This is a genomic window from Frankia sp. BMG5.23 (genome assembly GCF_000685765.2).
Lineage (GTDB): Bacteria > Actinomycetota > Actinomycetes > Frankiales > Frankiaceae > Frankia > Frankia casuarinae.
The window spans coordinates 104187-120210 of record NZ_JDWE01000012.1 but is presented as its reverse complement, the minus strand read 5'-3'; the positions used below and the strand labels follow the sequence as shown (position 1 = coordinate 120210).

Genomic DNA, 16024 nt, shown 5'->3' with positions numbered 1-16024 from the left:
CGACGGCGTGCCCGAACGATCAGAAGTCATCCCTCGACCGAGATCACGACAGGGACGGAACACAGGCTAGTTCACAAAGAATCTTGTCCTAAAAATCTTGACAAGTTCCGGTGGGGGAGACCCATTCGGCGGCCGGCCGGCGCAGGTGGGTGAAGACGGCCGGTCCGCGCTCCGCCTCGGCCCGTTCTCCCGGTCCGTTCCGCGTTGACCGGTCATCTCTGTCACCGACCGCTATCGACACAATTCTTTCTGTCGTATCGTCGTCCGGTCCGCGTTGCGGATATGGATCGGCGGGGTAACCGCACCCGCCCTCCTTGCCGGTTCGTCTTTATTATTTTTACCTTAGTTCCGCGAAACGCTGGCGGGTCGCGTCCCTTCGTGGTCGCCTATCGTTAGTGGTCCACCGCGTCGCCCACCACTCGGCGGCAGGAACATCAATTCCGTTCGTCAGTACTATGTGAAGTGTGTGATAATATGAAGAAGGATCTTGACTTTTCCCTAGTCGACCGGGCTCTGTCGGACCCGGCCGGCGTACCCGGTGACGGTCTGATGCTGCGGTCGGCGATGTCCTCGAAGCCGCCGGCCACCCCACGGCAGCGTCCTGACCACGGCACCGAGGCGAGCTTGAACCGACCTCCGATGGCGCGACCCTACGCTGCGGCGGGTGTCCTGTTCTTCGATGAAGAAGACCGCATACTGCTCGTTGAACCGTCGTACAAGCCGGGCTGGGACATTCCGGGAGGCTTTGTCGAACCGGGGGAATCGCCCTACTCGGCGTGCGTACGGGAGGTCGCCGAGGAGCTCGGTATCGCCCCACCGATCGGTGGTCTGCTCGCGATCGACTGGGCGCCATGTCTTAACGACGGGTGGCTCGACAGCGAGATGCTGGCCTTCGTCTTCGACGGCGGTGTGCTGCCTGCCTCATGGCGGGAGCGCATCCGGCTGGACATGGACGAGATCATCAACTGCGCGTTCGTCCCCGTGGACGAGGTGGGCGGGTTGCTGCCGTCCCCGCACGCGCGACGGGTCCGTGCCGCCGCGGCCCTGCGGGGGGTGCCGCAGCGTAGCGGATATCTGGAGTTCGGTAATCAGATTCCCGAGTCCGTCGGTGGTTCGGTGAGCGTCGCGTCGCTCGGTGAACCGGATGCTCGGGGCGCGGGCGCGGCTCAGGTGCTCGCGGGGCCACCCGCATGTGGTGCGGTGATGATGTCCAGCTTGGCGAACGAGGTGATGGAGGCATGACCGCCGGCGTCTCGGTGAGGATCCGGCGCACCGCCGGTTTGGCGTGACGGTTGCGCACCCACGCCCCCAACCGGGCCCGGGCACAGGGGAACAACGTGCCCAGTACCGTCGCGGTCGCGCTCGTGGTTCCTTCGATGGCGACGAACGTGTCCTCGGCCGGCTCACCATCCTGGCCGATCCCGGCAGGCCAAGCGCCGCGGGGCGCCCGCCGGCCAGGCGGACGCCCCGCGGGCTGTCACTGTTCGGGTGGTCCCGCAGTGTTCGGGTGGTCCCGTGAAGATCAGCGCATGGGCTCGCCGGTGCGTGAGCTCCGCTCCTCGCGGGCTGCCTGCCCGGGAAGCGGGCGGACCGGCCCCCCGGCCGCGGGACGGCCCGCGACGGCGTCCTCGGGCAGCGGGGTGTGCCGGATCTCCTCCAGATCCTCGGCGGACTCGACGGAGATCCGCGGCAGGACCCGGTCGAGCCAGGCCGGCACCCACCAGTTCGCCGTGCCGAAGATGTGCATCAGCGAGGGCACCAGCACGGTCCGGATGATGAAGGCGTCGATGAGGATCGCCGTCGAGAGCCCGAGGCCCATCAGCTTGATCACTCGTTCGTCACCGAGGATGAACGAGGCGAAGACCAGGATCATGATCGCGCCAGCCGCGGAGATGACCCGGCCGGTCTCGGCCTGGCCGAGCGAGACGGCGATCCGGTTGTCCCGGCGCGCGGTCCACTCCTCGTGCATCCGGCTGACCAGGAACACCTCGTAGTCCATGGACAGGCCGAACAGGATCGCGAAGAGGATCACCGGGATGAACGCCTCGACCGGGCCGCCGCTGATGCTGAACAGCGATGCGCCCCAGCCCCACTGGAACACCGCGACGACCACGCCGAAGGCCGCCCCGACCGCGAGCAGGTTCATCAGCGAGGCGGTCAACGGGACCAGCAGGCTGCGGAACACCGCTACCAGCAGCAGGAAGGCGAGGAGAACCACGATCCCGATGAACAGCGGCAGCTTGCCCGACAGCGTGCTGGAGAAGTCCTCGAAGGTGGCCGTGATGCCGCCGACGTAGATGCCGGTGCCGGCCTGGTTCGCCTGCGGGATCACGTGGTCGCGCAGCTGGTTGAGCAGCTTCGAGGTCGCCTCGGCCTGCGGGCTCGTCGTCGGGTACAGGGTGGCGATCGCCGCCTGCCCGTTTGGGCTCGGCCGCGGGGCCGAGACGGAGGCGACGCCTGGTGTCGCGCGGGCCGCCGCCACCACAGCGCGGAGGCTTGCCGTGTCCTGCGGCGAATGGATCTCGGCGACGATGCTGAACGGACCGTTGAACCCCGGTCCGAAGCCCTCGGCCAGCAGGTCGTAGCCGCGCTTGGTGGTCTTGGCGGTGTCGCCGTTGCCGAGGTCGGACGAGCCGAGCCGCAGCGAGAGGAACGGGATCGCGATGACGGCGATGACCACCGCGCTGACCACCGCGAACAACTGGGGCCGCCCCTCCAGCCGCTTCGCCCAGTGCCACCAGAAGCCCGAGGTGCTTTCGTGCACCGGGCCCTCCTCAGCCAGCCTGCGCCGGTCGCGCCGGTTGAGCACCTTCATGCCGTAGAAGCCGAGCAGGGCCGGCAGCAGGGTGACGGCCGCGGTCATCGTCATCGCCACGGCTACCGCCGCCGAGATCGCCACGCCGTAGAGGAAGCTCACGCCGAGCGCGAACATGCCGAGCAGCGCGATGCAGACGGTCATGCCGGCGAAGAGCACGGCGCGCCCGGAGGTGTTGACCGCGGTGACCGTGGCCTCCTCCGGGCTCTTGCCTGCGCGTAGGCCGATGCGGTGCCGGTTGACGATGAACAGGGCGTAGTCGATGCCGACGCCCAGTCCGATCAAGGTCGCGAGGACCGGGCTGAACTCGGCGATCGTGAGGACGTGGGAGAGCAGGATGATCAGGATGCTGCCGACCCCGAGGGCCATGATGGCGGTGATCAGGGGCAGAGTGACGGCCAGCAACGAGCCGAAGGCGACGAAGAGGATGATCGCCGCGGCGATGATGCCGATCAGCTCGCTGTAGCTTTGCTGCTGCTGCTCGATGATCGAGACGACCTGACCGGTCGCCTCCACCTGCAGGTCGTCGCCGCCGTAGCCTCGAGCGGTGTCGACGAACCGCTGGATGTCGTCCTTGGGCAGCTCGATGCCCTGCAGGTCGAAGTCGACGGTCGCGAAGGCCGTGTGCCCGTCCTTGCTGATCTGGGCGGCGCCCCGCGGCCCGTATGGGCTCGTGATCCCGGTGACGTGCGGGACCTTGGCGAGCTCGCCGAGCATCTCGCTGGCCCGATCGGAGATGGCACGGTTGGTGATACGAGTCTTGTCACTGTGCAGCACGATGGTGGCGCTGTCTCCCGACGCCGCCGGGAAGTCGCGTTGCAGGAGGTCGATGGCCTTCTGCGAATCGGTGCCGGGCAGGGAGAAGGCGTCCTTGTAACTACTTCCGGCCACCTGGCTGATGCCGCCGAGCCCGAGCAGCGCGACGATCCACAGGAACAGGACGAGCCGACGGTGCCGGAAGCACCAGCGGGCGAGCGAGGCCACGGTTTCCCCTCGGGCGTTGGTGATCGGTGGTGTCGCTACCTGCGACGTCATGCTGACGATTTGCTGCTGATTGCTACCGAGAAACTTACCGGTCGTTCAGTAGGTAGAGTTGAGGGTAACATCCGTCGCGGACTCGATCGGGGGGGTGTATGGCCGCCATGACCGAGCCGACATCGCCCGATCCGGCATCGCTCGATCCACGGGGCGATACCAGATCGCGGATCCTCGCCGCCGCCATGAGCCTCTTCAGCGAACAGGGGTATGCCGGCACCTCGGTGCGGGACATCTCCGAGCGGCTGGGAGTGACGAAGGCGGCGCTCTATTACCACTTTCCGTCGAAGGAGTCGATCCTCGACGCTCTGCTGGAGCCCTTCGTGTCCGAGTTGGGTCGACTTGTCGATCTCGTTCGGCAGTCCCCGCCGCCGCCCCCCCGGATCATCATCGAGCGATTCGTCGAGGCGCTGGCGGGCCCCGGTGGCGTGCTGCTCGTCTTCGCCGACGACCCTTCGGTGATTCACCGTAAGATCGGCAAGAGCGACATACTGTCCCTGCAGCAGGCCCTCGTGCACGGGCTCGCGGGGCCGGCTCCCACCCATCTCGGGTTGCTGCGCGCGTACTGCGCGGTCGGATCCCTGCGGGGGGGGATCATCGGGATGGCGATCGAACGTGCCCAGGCCGCCGCCAGGCAGTCCACCAGCGCCGACGAGGAGCGCCGCAGCGGCGCGGGCGAGGCGGTCACCTGCTCCGAGCGCATCCGGGTCCTTGTCTCGCAGGTATCGAGGACATTCACCCCGCTGGTCTCCGCCGCGGAGCAGGGGGAGATCGTGGCTGCCGCCCTCGCCGCTCTCGGTGACGATCCCGCCGACTCCGTCTCCGTCTCCGCCGCTGGTTCCGGCGGCTGCGGCGCGGTGGGTGATGAGGGGCATGAAAGTGACAGGTCTCCCTCCGGTGCTGACCTGACCGGGTCACGGGATGCTCCGGTCGCCGACGCGGGTCCGGTCGCCGACGCGGGTCCGGTCGAGACATCCTGCCCGGCGCACGAAGAACGTCCCGCGTGCCGGGAGGCCGCGGCGCCTCACCGGTCTCCCGCGCCGGACCTGGCCTCCGTCCGGCTCCACTGACGACTGTATGCGCCGGACCGTGAGCGATCCGGTGCATCACCCCTTCGTATCCACCCACCTTCGCGGTTCATGTGCCTCATCTCACTCTTCAGACGTTCGTAGATGGTGGTCCGTCTATTTGGTCGTGGCAAATGCCGCTTTCGCTCTTGTTTGTCTGGGGCGGTAGGGTGGTCGCGTGTGGAGGATGGATCAGCGTTTGGATGATGAGCCTTCCGCCTGTCCGGCGCACGCCGCGGACGGGTCGACACATCTGCCGCCGGAGGTAGGTCTCGGCGGCTTTGCCTCCGTCGCGACCGGTGATCCTGTGGTGACCGGATCGGACTGACGGGAGGGTGTTGGCGTCGGAGCAGGCCGACCATGACCCTGACGCCGTGTACCGGCATCGAGTCGGCAAGGTGTCGTCGGCGCGTCCTTCCTCCGGAGGCAATGCGGTTGTAAATAGTCCGCAATACCCAGTCGTCGATGTGGAGCCAGTTCGAAGTCCCCGGAAGAAGGTCTCCGAGAGCAGATTCCGAATCGATCGGACCGCTGTCATATCGGGCGACGCCGGACGGTCGGGATGAGGGAGTGTGATAGGGAGTCCGGAGTCGCGCTAGGCCCCCGCCGTCCGATGTCGCCCATCTGACCATGGACGATCCGGCGACGGGACGGTGGAATGGTGGCAGTCGTGAGCCCGGTGGCGCGGAGTTACCAACGCGCCGCGGATCCGGAGCCCGGCGTTGATGAGATGAGCAGTGGCTGTTCGGATCGGTGCCGCCCGCCAGGGTGGCCGACGCAACGATCCGGCCGGCGAGTTCGTGCCAGCGGACCACACCGAATCACCTTCGGTCGGACCACCTCGCAACGCGGGGCGACGAGTAGGGAAAGTTGTAGGTGACGTGCAACCAGTGCCCGCGGGGGAGAACGGCGTGAGGGGAATGACCGGAAGCGGTGTGTCGTGAGCACCCGGTCTCGCCCCGCTTTCGGTAACGGAGTGTCTACATCTCTCACCGGGCTGGCCCTACGGGCCGGCTCGGTCGTCTCGACCTGGCCGCCCCGGACCGCCGTCATCACGGGAGCATCCAGCGGTATCGGCCGGGAGGCCGCGCTGCTGCTGGCCGCGGACCGATGCCGGTCGCTGCTGGTCGGTCGCAACGGGGCCGCGCTTGACGAGGTGGCCGCGGCGACCGAGGGGCACCGGATCGCGGTCGACCTGTCTAGTCCCGGCTCGGAACTGATGGTCTCCTCCCGGGCGACCGAGCTTCTCGGCGAGGTCGACCTGCTGGTGTGCTCGGCAGGCCTCGGGGCGGCGGGCCCGTTCGAGGTAATGTCCCCGGCCGCGATCGCGGAGCTGGTCACGGTCAACGTGCTGTCGCCGATGATGCTGGTCCGGGCCATGTTGCCGGCCATGCTCGACCGCGGCCAGGGGCGCATCCTGCTGGTGGGCAGCATCGCCGGCGCGCTGGGAGTGCGCGGTGAGGTCGCCTATTCCGCAACCAAGGCCGCTCTGCTCGGTTTCGCCGACGCGTTGCGGTCCGAGGTTGCCGGTCGCGGTGTGACGGTGACCCTGTGTCTACCTGGTGTCGTCGACACACCATTTTTCCACCGCCGTGGCGCGCCCTACGTCCGTCGCTGGCCCCGGCCCATACCGGCCGGGCTTGTCGCGCAGCGCATGCTGGCGGCCACCGGACGCGGCGACGCTGAGATCTGGGTGCCACGCTGGTTACTCGGCGCGGTGCGGGTCCACGGTGCGATCCCGTCGGTCTACCGCAGGCTGGCGGGTGTCTTCGGATGATCCGCGGCGTGGTCTACCCGGCCGCTTCCGGCTCTCCGACCGGCCCTGGGGGTGAGCGACACCGACGATGAGAGTGCCGCGGCCGACGGGCGGCCACCGGCCGCAGGCCGCCCAGGTGGTGCCGCCGGAGCATCATTCCGCCCACGGACCTGTGAGGACCAACCGAAGGGGGCCGGCCAGGCGGAGCTCATCCCGATACCGGCCCAGGGCCGGCCCATCTCCCGTACCGGCCCGCGCTGATCGTGCCCATGACCACCCGGTGCGATCCGCATCCTGATCGCCTCGGCGAGACCCGGGCAGCCACCCCCACCGCGGAGCCTTCCGAAGAGCCTTCCGAACCCGGGCTCTGCGGGTACGTCCGCGCCGGTCGTGGCATCCGGGGATGCGGGATCCGACCCGACCGCGTCCGTAGTGCAGACCGCCATCGAAGGAGAGGCGTATGACAGCCATCGACGCCCGAACCAGCCCATCACGCACGCCTGCCCAGCCGGCCGCGACGGGCCTGGCAACTCCCGCCGAGCAGCTGCTGCGCGCCGCCCCGGCGGAGAACTTCCCGGTCTCGCCGTTCGTTCTGCCCGCGGCGGTTCGTTTCCACTTCAACGCGTTGTACGCCTTCAGCCGGCTCGTCGACAACCTCGGCGACGAGGCGGCCGGCGACCGGCTCGCCCTGCTCGACCGGTTGTCGGCGGACCTCGAGGTGATCTGGACAGGTGGGCAGCCGGAGCTGCCGGTCCTGCGCCTGCTCGCGCGGACCGTGCGGGACTGTGACCTGCCCGCCGAACCGTTCCAGCGCCTCGTCGAGGCCAACCGGCAGGACCAGCGGGTCACCCGTTACGAGACCTTCGACGACCTGGTCCGCTACTGCACGCTCTCGGCCGATCCGATCGGACGGATGGTGCTGGGCGTCTTCGGGCTGGCGACCCCCGACCGGGTCGTGCTGTCGGACCGGGTGTGCACCGCCTTGCAGCTCGCCGAGCACTGGCAGGACGTGGCCGAGGACCTCGCCGCCGGCCGGATCTACCTGCCGCTGGAGGATCTGGACACCTTCGGGGTGACCGAGGCCGATCTGCGGGCTTCCGTCGCGAGTCCGGCCGTGCGCCATCTGATGGCCTTCGAGGTCGCTCGGGCCCGTACGGTGATCGACCAGGGCGCTCCCCTGGTGTCGATGGTGCCCGGGCGGCTGCGGCTGGCCCTGGCCGGTTTCGTGGGCGGGGGCCGGGCGGCGTTGGACGCGATCAGGCGCGCCGACTACGACGTGCTCGGTGGGCCACCGAAGGCGACGAAGCCACGGGTCGCCGAGTTCGCGCTGGCGGCGCTGGCCCGGTCGCTGGCTCCCGGAGCGTCGGCGGTGGCGCACACGGCGGCCGCCGTCGCCACCGCGACCAGCGCGGCCGGGGCCTGGCCGGGTTCCGGTTCCGGTTCCGGTTCCACAGCCCACGGCGGCACCGCCGCGACGAGTACCCAGGCCGGCGTCCCCGCAGCACAGTCCGTTCTTCCGGAGATGGGTGAGGTTCGATGAGTACCGCGGCGCAGTTCCCCGCGGGCCGGCCGACCGTGGCGGAGGCGTATGCCGCCTGCGAGGCCGTGACCAAGGAGGCGGCACGCAACTTCTCCTACGGCATTCGCCTGCTGCCGGCCGAGAAGCGGGGGGCGCTGAGCGCCGTCTACGCGCTCGCCCGCCGCCTCGACGACATCGGCGACGGCGATCTTCCCGAGGAGGCGAAGTTCGCCGGGCTGGCCCAGGTCCGCGCGGAGGTCGAGGAGCTGGGGACGAACAGCTCCGATGATCCGGTCTTCGTCGCCCTCGCCGACGCCGCCCGCCGGTTCCCGATCCCGTTGGAGGCGTTCATCGAACTCGCCGACGGGGTCGAGAGTGACGTGCGCGGCACCACCTACGACACGTTCGACGATCTCGTCGGCTACTGCCGCCTGGTCGCCGGGACGATCGGGCGTCTCTCGCTCGGCATCTTTGGCAGCGAGCGGGCCACCTCCCACCGCGACGCCTCGGGGGTCGCGGACGCCCTCGGGGTCGCACTCCAGCAGACGAACATCCTCCGGGACGTGCGCGAGGACCTGCTCGGCGGCCGGATCTACCTGCCGCGCCAGGAGCTGAAGGCCGCCGGCGTCGAACTCGAGGTGGACGCGACCGGTCGCCTCGGCGGCCCCCCCGACGCGCTCATCGCGTACCTGCGGACGTCGGCGCAGCGAGCGGAGGAGTGGTATGGGCGTGGGCTCGTCCTGCTCGACCTGCTCGACCGGCGCAGCGCGGCCTGTTGTGGGGCGATGGCCGGCATCTACCTGCGGCTCAACCGGCGGATCAAGACCGATCCGTCCGCGGTGCTCGATCGTCGGCTGGCGCTGCCCGGCTGGGAGAAGGCGGTCGTCGCCGCCCGCAGCCTCGCGGGGCGGCCCGAGATGAGGGCGGCATGACCACGGGTGCCGGTGCGGACGTCGCGCCGGCATGGGGGACGCGGCCCGCCGGGCGGACGGACGAACGCCCGCATCTCGCCGTCGTCGGCGGCGGGCTCGCGGGCATGGCCGCGGCGCTGCTGGCCGTGGACAGCGGGGCCCGCGTGACCCTGCTGGAGGCACGTCCCCGCCTCGGCGGGGCGACGACGTCGTTCCGGCGCGGGCAGCTGTGGATCGACACCGGCCAGCACGTGTTCATGCGGTGCTGCACGGCCTACCGTGGGCTGCTGCAGCGACTCGGCGTCGAACACCTGACCACCCTGCAGTCCCGGCTGGACGTGCCGGTGCTGCTCGGCGACTCGTTGACCCGGACCCGGCTGCGCCGGACGAGGGTCCCGCTGCCGGCGCCACTGCACCTGGCCCCGGCGTTGCTGGGGTACCAGGCGCTGCCGATCGCCGAACGGCTGCGGGCCGGGCTCGCGGCGTTTCAGCTCGGGCGGCTCGACCAGCGCTCCCCGGCGGTGGACGAGCAGTCGTTCGGCACCTGGTTGTCCACCCACGGCCAGGGCCCCGCGGCGACGAAGGCGTTGTGGGAACTGCTGACGGTCGCGACGCTGAACGTGCCCGCCGCCGACGCCTCCCTCGGCCTCGCAGCCAAGGTCGTGCGGACCGGTCTGCTGGAGGGCGCCGCCGCCGGGGACCTCGGCTGGGCCGAGGTCCCCCTGTCCCGACTGCACGGCGACGCGGCGATGGAGACGCTCACCGCGGCCGGCGCCGACGTGCGCACCGGGGTGAAGGTCCGGTCCATCACCGCCGCGGGCAGCGGATGGGAACTGGCCGTCACCGCGGGCGGGACCGGTCGCGGCGCGGCGGTGCCCGGCACCGACGACCGCGGCGTGCTGCGGGCGGACGCGGTCGTGCTCGCGGTGCCGCCGCCCGCCGCCGCGTCCCTTCTGCCAGCCGGCGCCGAACCCGAGGCGGCCCGGCTGCGTGAGCTCGGCGACTCGCCGATCATCAACGTGCACATGATCTATCCTCGACCGGTGATCGACGGCCCGTTCCTGGCCGTGGTCGACTCGCCCATTCAATGGATCTTCGATCGCACGGTCTCCTCCGGGCTCGCCGCTGCCGGCCCGCCCGGTGCCCAGTACCTGGCGCTGTCGCAGTCCGCGGCGGAGCCATGGGTCGATCGTCCGGCGAACGAGCTGCGGACCCTGTTCGTCGAGGAGATGGCCCGGCTGTTCCCGGCCGCGCGGGCGGCCGGGCCACTGGAGGTTTTCGTCACTCGGGAACGTACGGCGACCTTCCGGCAGGTGCCCGGTTCGCTCGCGTTGCGTCCGGGCGCGTCGACCGGCCTGACCGGCTTCGCCCTGGCCGGGACCTGGACCGACACCGGATGGCCGGCGACCATGGAGTCGGCCGTGCGTAGCGGACTCACTGCTGTCCGTGAGAACCTGGCCGGTATGGGGGTCGACGTCAACGAGCCACGCGGGCCGGGCCCGCAGGCCCGAAGGACGGACGGACGGCTCCCCGAGCAGGTGGGTGAGTCGGTACCGGTAGGCACTGAATCGGTGAGCGCACCGGGCGGCGGCGCCACGGCCGCGCAGGTGCGGGATCCACAGGATCCACGAGGGGACAACGCGGTTCCCGCCGGATCGGCGGCGGTCGTCCGGCCGCTTCCGTCCGGCCAGCCAAGGCACACATCCACAGGGGGATTCCCGGTATGACCATGACGGTTCCGGATGCGATCGAGCGTGGGCGGACCCTCACCGTGCCTGCCTTGCGCGCCACGGTGGATCGGCTCCACCCACGACTTCGTCACGTCGTCGCCTACCACCGCGGCTGGGTCGACGCCGAGGGCGCGCCACTGTCCGGCGGCGGGGGCAAGCTGGTACGCCCGGCGCTGGCGCTGCTGTCGGCGCAGGCCGCCGGCGCCCCGGCGGAGACCGGGCTGCCGGCAGCGGTCGCCGTCGAGCTGGTGCACGACTTCTCGCTGCTGCACGACGATCTTATGGACGGCGACACCGAGCGCCGCCACCGGCCCACGGCCTGGACGATCTTCGGTGCCGACGGCGCGATCCTCGCCGGGGACGCGCTGCTCGGCCTCGCGACCCAGGTCCTGCTGGAGGTCGAGGGGGAGCCCGGCCGTCGTGCGGCGCTGATCCTGGGCGCGGGCGTCCAGGACCTCGTCCGTGGCCAGGCCGAGGACCTGATGTTCGAGAAACGGTCGGACGTCAGCGTCGCCGAGACGCTGCACATGGAGGACGGCAAGACCGGCGCGCTGCTGGCCTGCTCGGCCTCCCTCGGCGCCGTGCTCGCCGGGGCCGGTGACGACATGGTCAACGCCCTCGCCGAGTACGGCTCCCGGCTCGGCACCGCGTTCCAGCTCATCGACGACCTGCTTGGTATCTGGGGTGATCCCTCGGTGACCGGCAAGCCGGTGTTGTCGGACCTGCGTTCCCGCAAGAAGTCGGTGCCGGTCGTGGTGGCCCTGGAGGCCGGCGGAGCCGCGGCCGAGGAGCTGCGGGCGTTCCTCACCGGCACCGGGGAGTCCACCGAGGCGGAGCTGACGCACATCGCGGACCTGATCGAGCGGGCCGGCGGGCGGGACTGGACCACCGCCGAGGCCGACGGCCAGCTGAAGGCCTGCGAGAACGTGCTCCGCTCGCTGTCGATGCCCGCCGAGATCGAGGCGGAACTGCTGGCCCTCGCGCGCTTCGTGACCGAACGAGACCGCTGAGGAGACGACGGGTGAGTGCAGTCGCCGTTCCCGCCCGGCCCGGCGATCAGCACGTTGATCGTCTTCATGACCATCGCATGTACGACGAGGGGAGTCGTCGATGAGCCTGACCTCGGACCCGTCCCCGGCTGCTCCAAAGGCCGCGAAGAGCTCGAAGCGCGTTAACATTCCCGCGCCCGCCACGCCCGACGCTTACGGGATCTCCCGGTCCTCGCCACCGCTGTCCGGCGGTGGTGTGTCCGGCGGTGGTGTGTCCGGCGGTGGTGTGTCCGGCGGTGGCGCGGCGACCGCCGACGGCACCCCGCCCACGACGCAGACCTCGGTCGATCCGGACCTGGCCGCGGCGATGACCGCGGCCAACCAGGCTCGGGACCACCTCCTCGGGCTGCAGTCCGAGGAGGGCTGGTGGAAGGGCGACCTCGAGACGAACGTCACGATCGACGCCGAACACCTGTTCATGAAGCAGTTCCTCGGCATCCGCACCGAGGAGGAGACCGAGCCGATCGCCCGGTGGGTGCGGTCCCAGCAACTCGCGGACGGCGGCTGGGCCACGTACTACGGCGGACCGGCCGAGCTGTCCACCACGGTCGAGGCGTACATCGCCCTGCGTCTGGCCGGTGACGAGCCCGACGCCCCGCACATGGCGGCGGCGGCCGCGCTCATCCGCTCCCAGGGCGGGGTGGCGGCCGCCCGGGTGTTCACCCGCATCTGGCTGGCGACCTTCGGCGAGTGGTCCTGGGACGACGTGCCCGTCCTGCCGCCGGAACTGATCTTCCTGCCGTCCTGGTTCCCGCTGAACGTCTACGACTTCGGCTGTTGGGCCCGCCAGACGATCGTCGCGTTGACGATCGTCGGGTCGCTCCGGCCCGTGCGCGACCTCGGCTTCAGCATCGACGAGATCAAGGTCGCGGCACCCGTGACGCCGCCGAAGCCGGCCCCGCTGCACAGCTGGGAAGGCGCCTTCGAGCGGTTGGACGCGATCCTGCACCGCTATGAGCGCCGGCCGATCAAGGTGCTGCGCACCCTGGCGCTGCGCCGGGCCACCGAGTGGGTCGTCGCCCGCCAGGAGGCCGACGGGTGCTGGGGGGGCATCCAGCCGCCGTGGATCTACTCCGTCATGGCGCTGCATCTCATGGGATACCCCCTCAACCACCCGGTGATCGCCACGGCGTTCCGGGGAATGGAACGCTACATCATCCGGCGCGAGACCCCGGAGGGGCCGACCGCCCAGATCGAGGCATGCCAGTCGCCGGTCTGGGACACCGCGCTCGCGGTGGTCGCGCTCTCGGACGCCGGCGTCCCCGCCGACCATCCCGCGATGGTGCGGGCCGGCCGCTGGCTGGTCGACGAAGAGGTCAGGGTGGCCGGGGACTGGGCGGTCCGCCGTCCGGCGCTCGCCCCTGGCGGCTGGGCGTTCGAGTTCGACAACGACTTCTACCCGGATACCGACGACACCGCCGAGGTCGTGTTGGCGCTGCGTCGCCTGCTCGGTGGCAGCCATGTCACCCCGGGTGGCACCGTCACCCCGAGTGGCAGCGTCACCCCGGGCGGCACCGCCGAGCTCTCGCCGGCCGCGCGTGACCGCGCCTCCCGCGGCCTCGCGGCGGTCGACCCGCAGCTGGCCGGGGCGATGCGCGCGGCCGCGGCCCGTGGGGTCGACTGGAGCGTCGGCATGCGGTCGTCGGACGGGGCCTGGGGTGCCTTCGACGCCGACAACGTGCGGACGCTGACAGCGAAGATCCCGTTCTGCGACTTCGGCGAGGTTGTCGACCCGCCGTCGGCGGACGTCACCGCCCACATCGTGGAGATGCTGGCCGACCTCGGCCGTTCCGACCACCCGATCACCCGGCGGGCGGTGCAGTGGCTGCTGGACAACCAGGAACCGGGCGGCTCCTGGTTCGGCCGGTGGGGGATCAACCACGTCTACGGCACCGGCGCCGTGGTTCCGGCGCTGATCGCCGCCGGCGTTCCCGCCGACCACCCGGCGATCACAGCCGCGGTGCGCTGGCTGCTGGAGCACCAGTCGCCCGACGGTGGATGGGGTGAGGACCCACGCTCCTACGACGATCCGGCCTGGATCGGTCGGGGTGAGCTCACCGCCTCGCAGACCGCCTGGGCCCTGCTCGCGCTGCTGGCTGTCGACCCGCACAGCAAGGCCGTCAAACGGGGAGTGCGCTGGCTGTGCGAGACCCAGCGGCCGGATGGGACCTGGGACGAGCCCCAGTTCACCGGAACCGGTTTCCCCGGTGACTTCTACCTCAACTACCACCTGTACCGGCTGGTCTTCCCGCTGACCGCGCTTGGTCGGTACGTGACCCTCACCGGGGTGGCCACGCCATGAACATCTTCGCATCCGCGGCCGGCGGCGACGGGAACGCCGGGGGCGCAGGGGACGTCGGGGACGGCGCGTCCGCCGGGGACGGCGCGTCCGCCGCCACGACGAGCGCGGCTCAGAGGGCCGTCGCCGCGGCCGCGGGTGCCGGGATCAGGACCGTTCCGGCCTCCCCCACCGAGATCCCGGCGCAGGAGTCGTCGTCGCCGTCCCTGCCGTCGGCCGCGCTCCCGGCGTCGGTCCACCGGCCGGCCGCGGCGGTCGTCCCGGAGCAGGAGCCAACCCCCGTGCGCGGTCGGGCGCGGCTGGTCGTCGCGGCGGCCCTGCGGGTCGAGGCAATGGCCGCCGGTCGGTCGGGCCTCAGCGCGGACACCGTCATCGTGCGCACCGGCATGGGTCCGGAACGGGCGCGCAAGGCCGCCCGGCTGGTGCGCGACACAGGCCCGGACGCCGTCGCCCTCGTCGGTCTCTCCGGGGGACTGGCGGCCGGGATCGAGCCCGGTGACGTCGTCGTGGCCAGCGAGATCCGCAACGCCGACGGCACCGTCGCCGGCCGTTGCGCGGCCGCGCCCCTGCTGGCCGGCGACCTGCGCCGGCTCGGGCTCACCGTGCACGTCGGCCCGATCGTCACCGTGCCGCGGCTCGTCGGCGGCACGGCCCGCGCGGAACTCGCCGCGACCGGGGCCCTTGCCGTCGACATGGAGTCCGCGGAGCTGGCGGCGGGAGTCGGCGACGTGCCGTTCGCCGCCGTCCGCGTCATCGTCGACACGGCGGCGCAGCCGCTGGGACGTATCGACCTGGCCCGCCGCGGAATCCGTGGTCTGCGCACGATGCGTCCGCTCGGGCGCCCCATCGAGGCGTGGGCCGCCGCGGTCGGCCGTCGCCAGGTTCTGCTCGCCGAGCCGCGGGCGTTCTGCGCCGGCGTCGAACGGGCGATCGAGGTCGTCGAGCGCGCCCTGGAGATCTACGGCGCGCCGGTCTACGTCCGTAAGCAGATCGTGCACAACGCCCACGTGGTAGCCGACCTGGCCAGCCGTGGAGCGATCTTCGTCGAGGAGCTCGACGAGGTGCCCGGCGGCTCGACGGTCGTCTTCTCCGCGCACGGAGTGGCCCCGGCCGTCTGGGACCAGGCGGGCGAGCGCGGCCTGTCCGTTATCGACGCCACCTGTCCGCTGGTGGAGAAGGTGCACACCGAGGCCCGCCGGTTCACCGCCCGCGGGGACACCGTGCTGCTCATCGGCCATTCCGGCCACGAGGAGGTGGACGGAACCCTCGGCGAGGCGCCCGGCCGCATCACGCTGGTCGAGTCCTCGGCCGACGTCGGCTCCCTCGACGTTCCCGATCCCGAGCGCGTTACCTACCTCATGCAGACCACGCTGGCCCTGGACGAGGCCGCGGAGGTCGTCGACGCGTTGACGGAGCGGTTCCCGGCGATCGTCGGGCCGGGCTCCACCGATATCTGCTACGCGACCTCGAACCGGCAGAACGCGGTCCGCAAGGTTGCCGAGGAGGCCCAGCTCGTCCTCGTCGTCGGCTCGGCCAACAGCGCGAACTCCGTGCGGCTCGTCGAGGTGAGCAGGCGCGACGGCGTCGAGGCGCATCTGGTCGGGGACGTCGGGGACGTGCATCTGTCCTGGCTTGCCGGCGTGGACACGATCGGCATCTCGGCCGGCGCCTCGGCCCCGCCGTCCCTCGTCAACGAGCTCCTGACCGCGTTGTCGGGTCTCGGCGCGACGGACGTCTCGGTGCGTTCCGTCGGCACCGAGACGCTCGCCTTCCACCTGCCCAAGGAACTGCGCCGACCGGCCCCGGCGCCCGTTCCAGGGCCATAGTGCGCCCGGCTCCCGGG

At 71.0% G+C, this 16024-nt stretch carries 10 protein-coding genes; 9 read left to right on the top strand and 1 reads right to left on the bottom strand.

All coding sequences use genetic code 11. The features are described 5' to 3' along the window. Nucleotides 1–549: 549 nt before the first annotated feature. Nucleotides 550–1242 carry an NUDIX hydrolase gene (locus BMG523DRAFT_RS08380; protein WP_043590823.1) on the top strand — a complete coding sequence of 231 codons (693 nt, stop codon included), beginning with the start codon at nt 550–552 and terminating at the stop codon, nt 1240–1242. A 280-nt stretch (nt 1243–1522) separates the two neighbouring features. On the opposite strand, the gene BMG523DRAFT_RS08375 is transcribed toward BMG523DRAFT_RS08380, so the two are convergent. Further along, nucleotides 1523–3799, bottom strand: a complete 2277-nt coding sequence (locus tag BMG523DRAFT_RS08375) for an MMPL family transporter (protein ID WP_043590810.1) — start codon at nt 3797–3799, stop codon at nt 1523–1525. 158 nt (nt 3800–3957) lie between these two features. On the opposite strand from BMG523DRAFT_RS08375, the gene BMG523DRAFT_RS08370 reads away from it, so the two are divergent. The 8 genes from BMG523DRAFT_RS08370 to ispH all read left to right on the top strand — a co-directional run bounded on the left by BMG523DRAFT_RS08370 (nt 3958) and on the right by ispH (nt 16007). Then, on the top strand, nt 3958–4920 hold the full coding sequence (locus BMG523DRAFT_RS08370; RefSeq protein ID WP_083494770.1) for a TetR/AcrR family transcriptional regulator: 963 nt from the start codon (nt 3958–3960) through the stop codon (nt 4918–4920). Nucleotides 4921–5914: 994 nt separating this feature from the next. Continuing rightward, entirely contained in the window at nt 5915–6694 is a 780-nt protein-coding gene (locus BMG523DRAFT_RS08365; protein ID WP_085014068.1) for an SDR family NAD(P)-dependent oxidoreductase, read from the top strand. 439 nt (nt 6695–7133) lie between these two features. Beyond that, entirely contained in the window at nt 7134–8213 is a 1080-nt protein-coding gene (gene hpnC, locus BMG523DRAFT_RS08360) for a squalene synthase HpnC (RefSeq protein ID WP_043590808.1), read from the top strand. Beyond that, entirely contained in the window at nt 8210–9124 is a 915-nt protein-coding gene (hpnD, locus tag BMG523DRAFT_RS08355; RefSeq protein ID WP_011435273.1) for a presqualene diphosphate synthase HpnD, read from the top strand. The genes hpnC and hpnD overlap by 4 nt, the downstream gene beginning before the upstream one ends. Further along, nucleotides 9121–10830 (top strand): hydroxysqualene dehydroxylase HpnE, encoded by a 1710-nt coding sequence (gene hpnE, locus BMG523DRAFT_RS08350; protein ID WP_011435274.1) that lies wholly within the window; start codon nt 9121–9123, stop codon nt 10828–10830. The genes hpnD and hpnE overlap by 4 nt, the downstream gene beginning before the upstream one ends. Then, a complete protein-coding gene (locus BMG523DRAFT_RS08345; RefSeq protein ID WP_011435275.1) occupies nt 10827–11843 on the top strand; it encodes a polyprenyl synthetase family protein in 1017 nt (338 codons plus the stop codon). The genes hpnE and BMG523DRAFT_RS08345 overlap by 4 nt, the downstream gene beginning before the upstream one ends. A 100-nt stretch (nt 11844–11943) precedes the next feature. Then, nucleotides 11944–14184, top strand: a complete 2241-nt coding sequence (locus BMG523DRAFT_RS08340) for a prenyltransferase/squalene oxidase repeat-containing protein (protein ID WP_043590807.1) — start codon at nt 11944–11946, stop codon at nt 14182–14184. Further along, nucleotides 14181–16007: a 4-hydroxy-3-methylbut-2-enyl diphosphate reductase gene (gene ispH / locus BMG523DRAFT_RS08335; protein ID WP_023841192.1), complete on the top strand. Its 1827-nt coding sequence runs from the start codon at nt 14181–14183 to the stop codon at nt 16005–16007. The genes BMG523DRAFT_RS08340 and ispH overlap by 4 nt, the downstream gene beginning before the upstream one ends. The last annotated feature ends 17 nt before the right edge of the window (nt 16008–16024 follow it).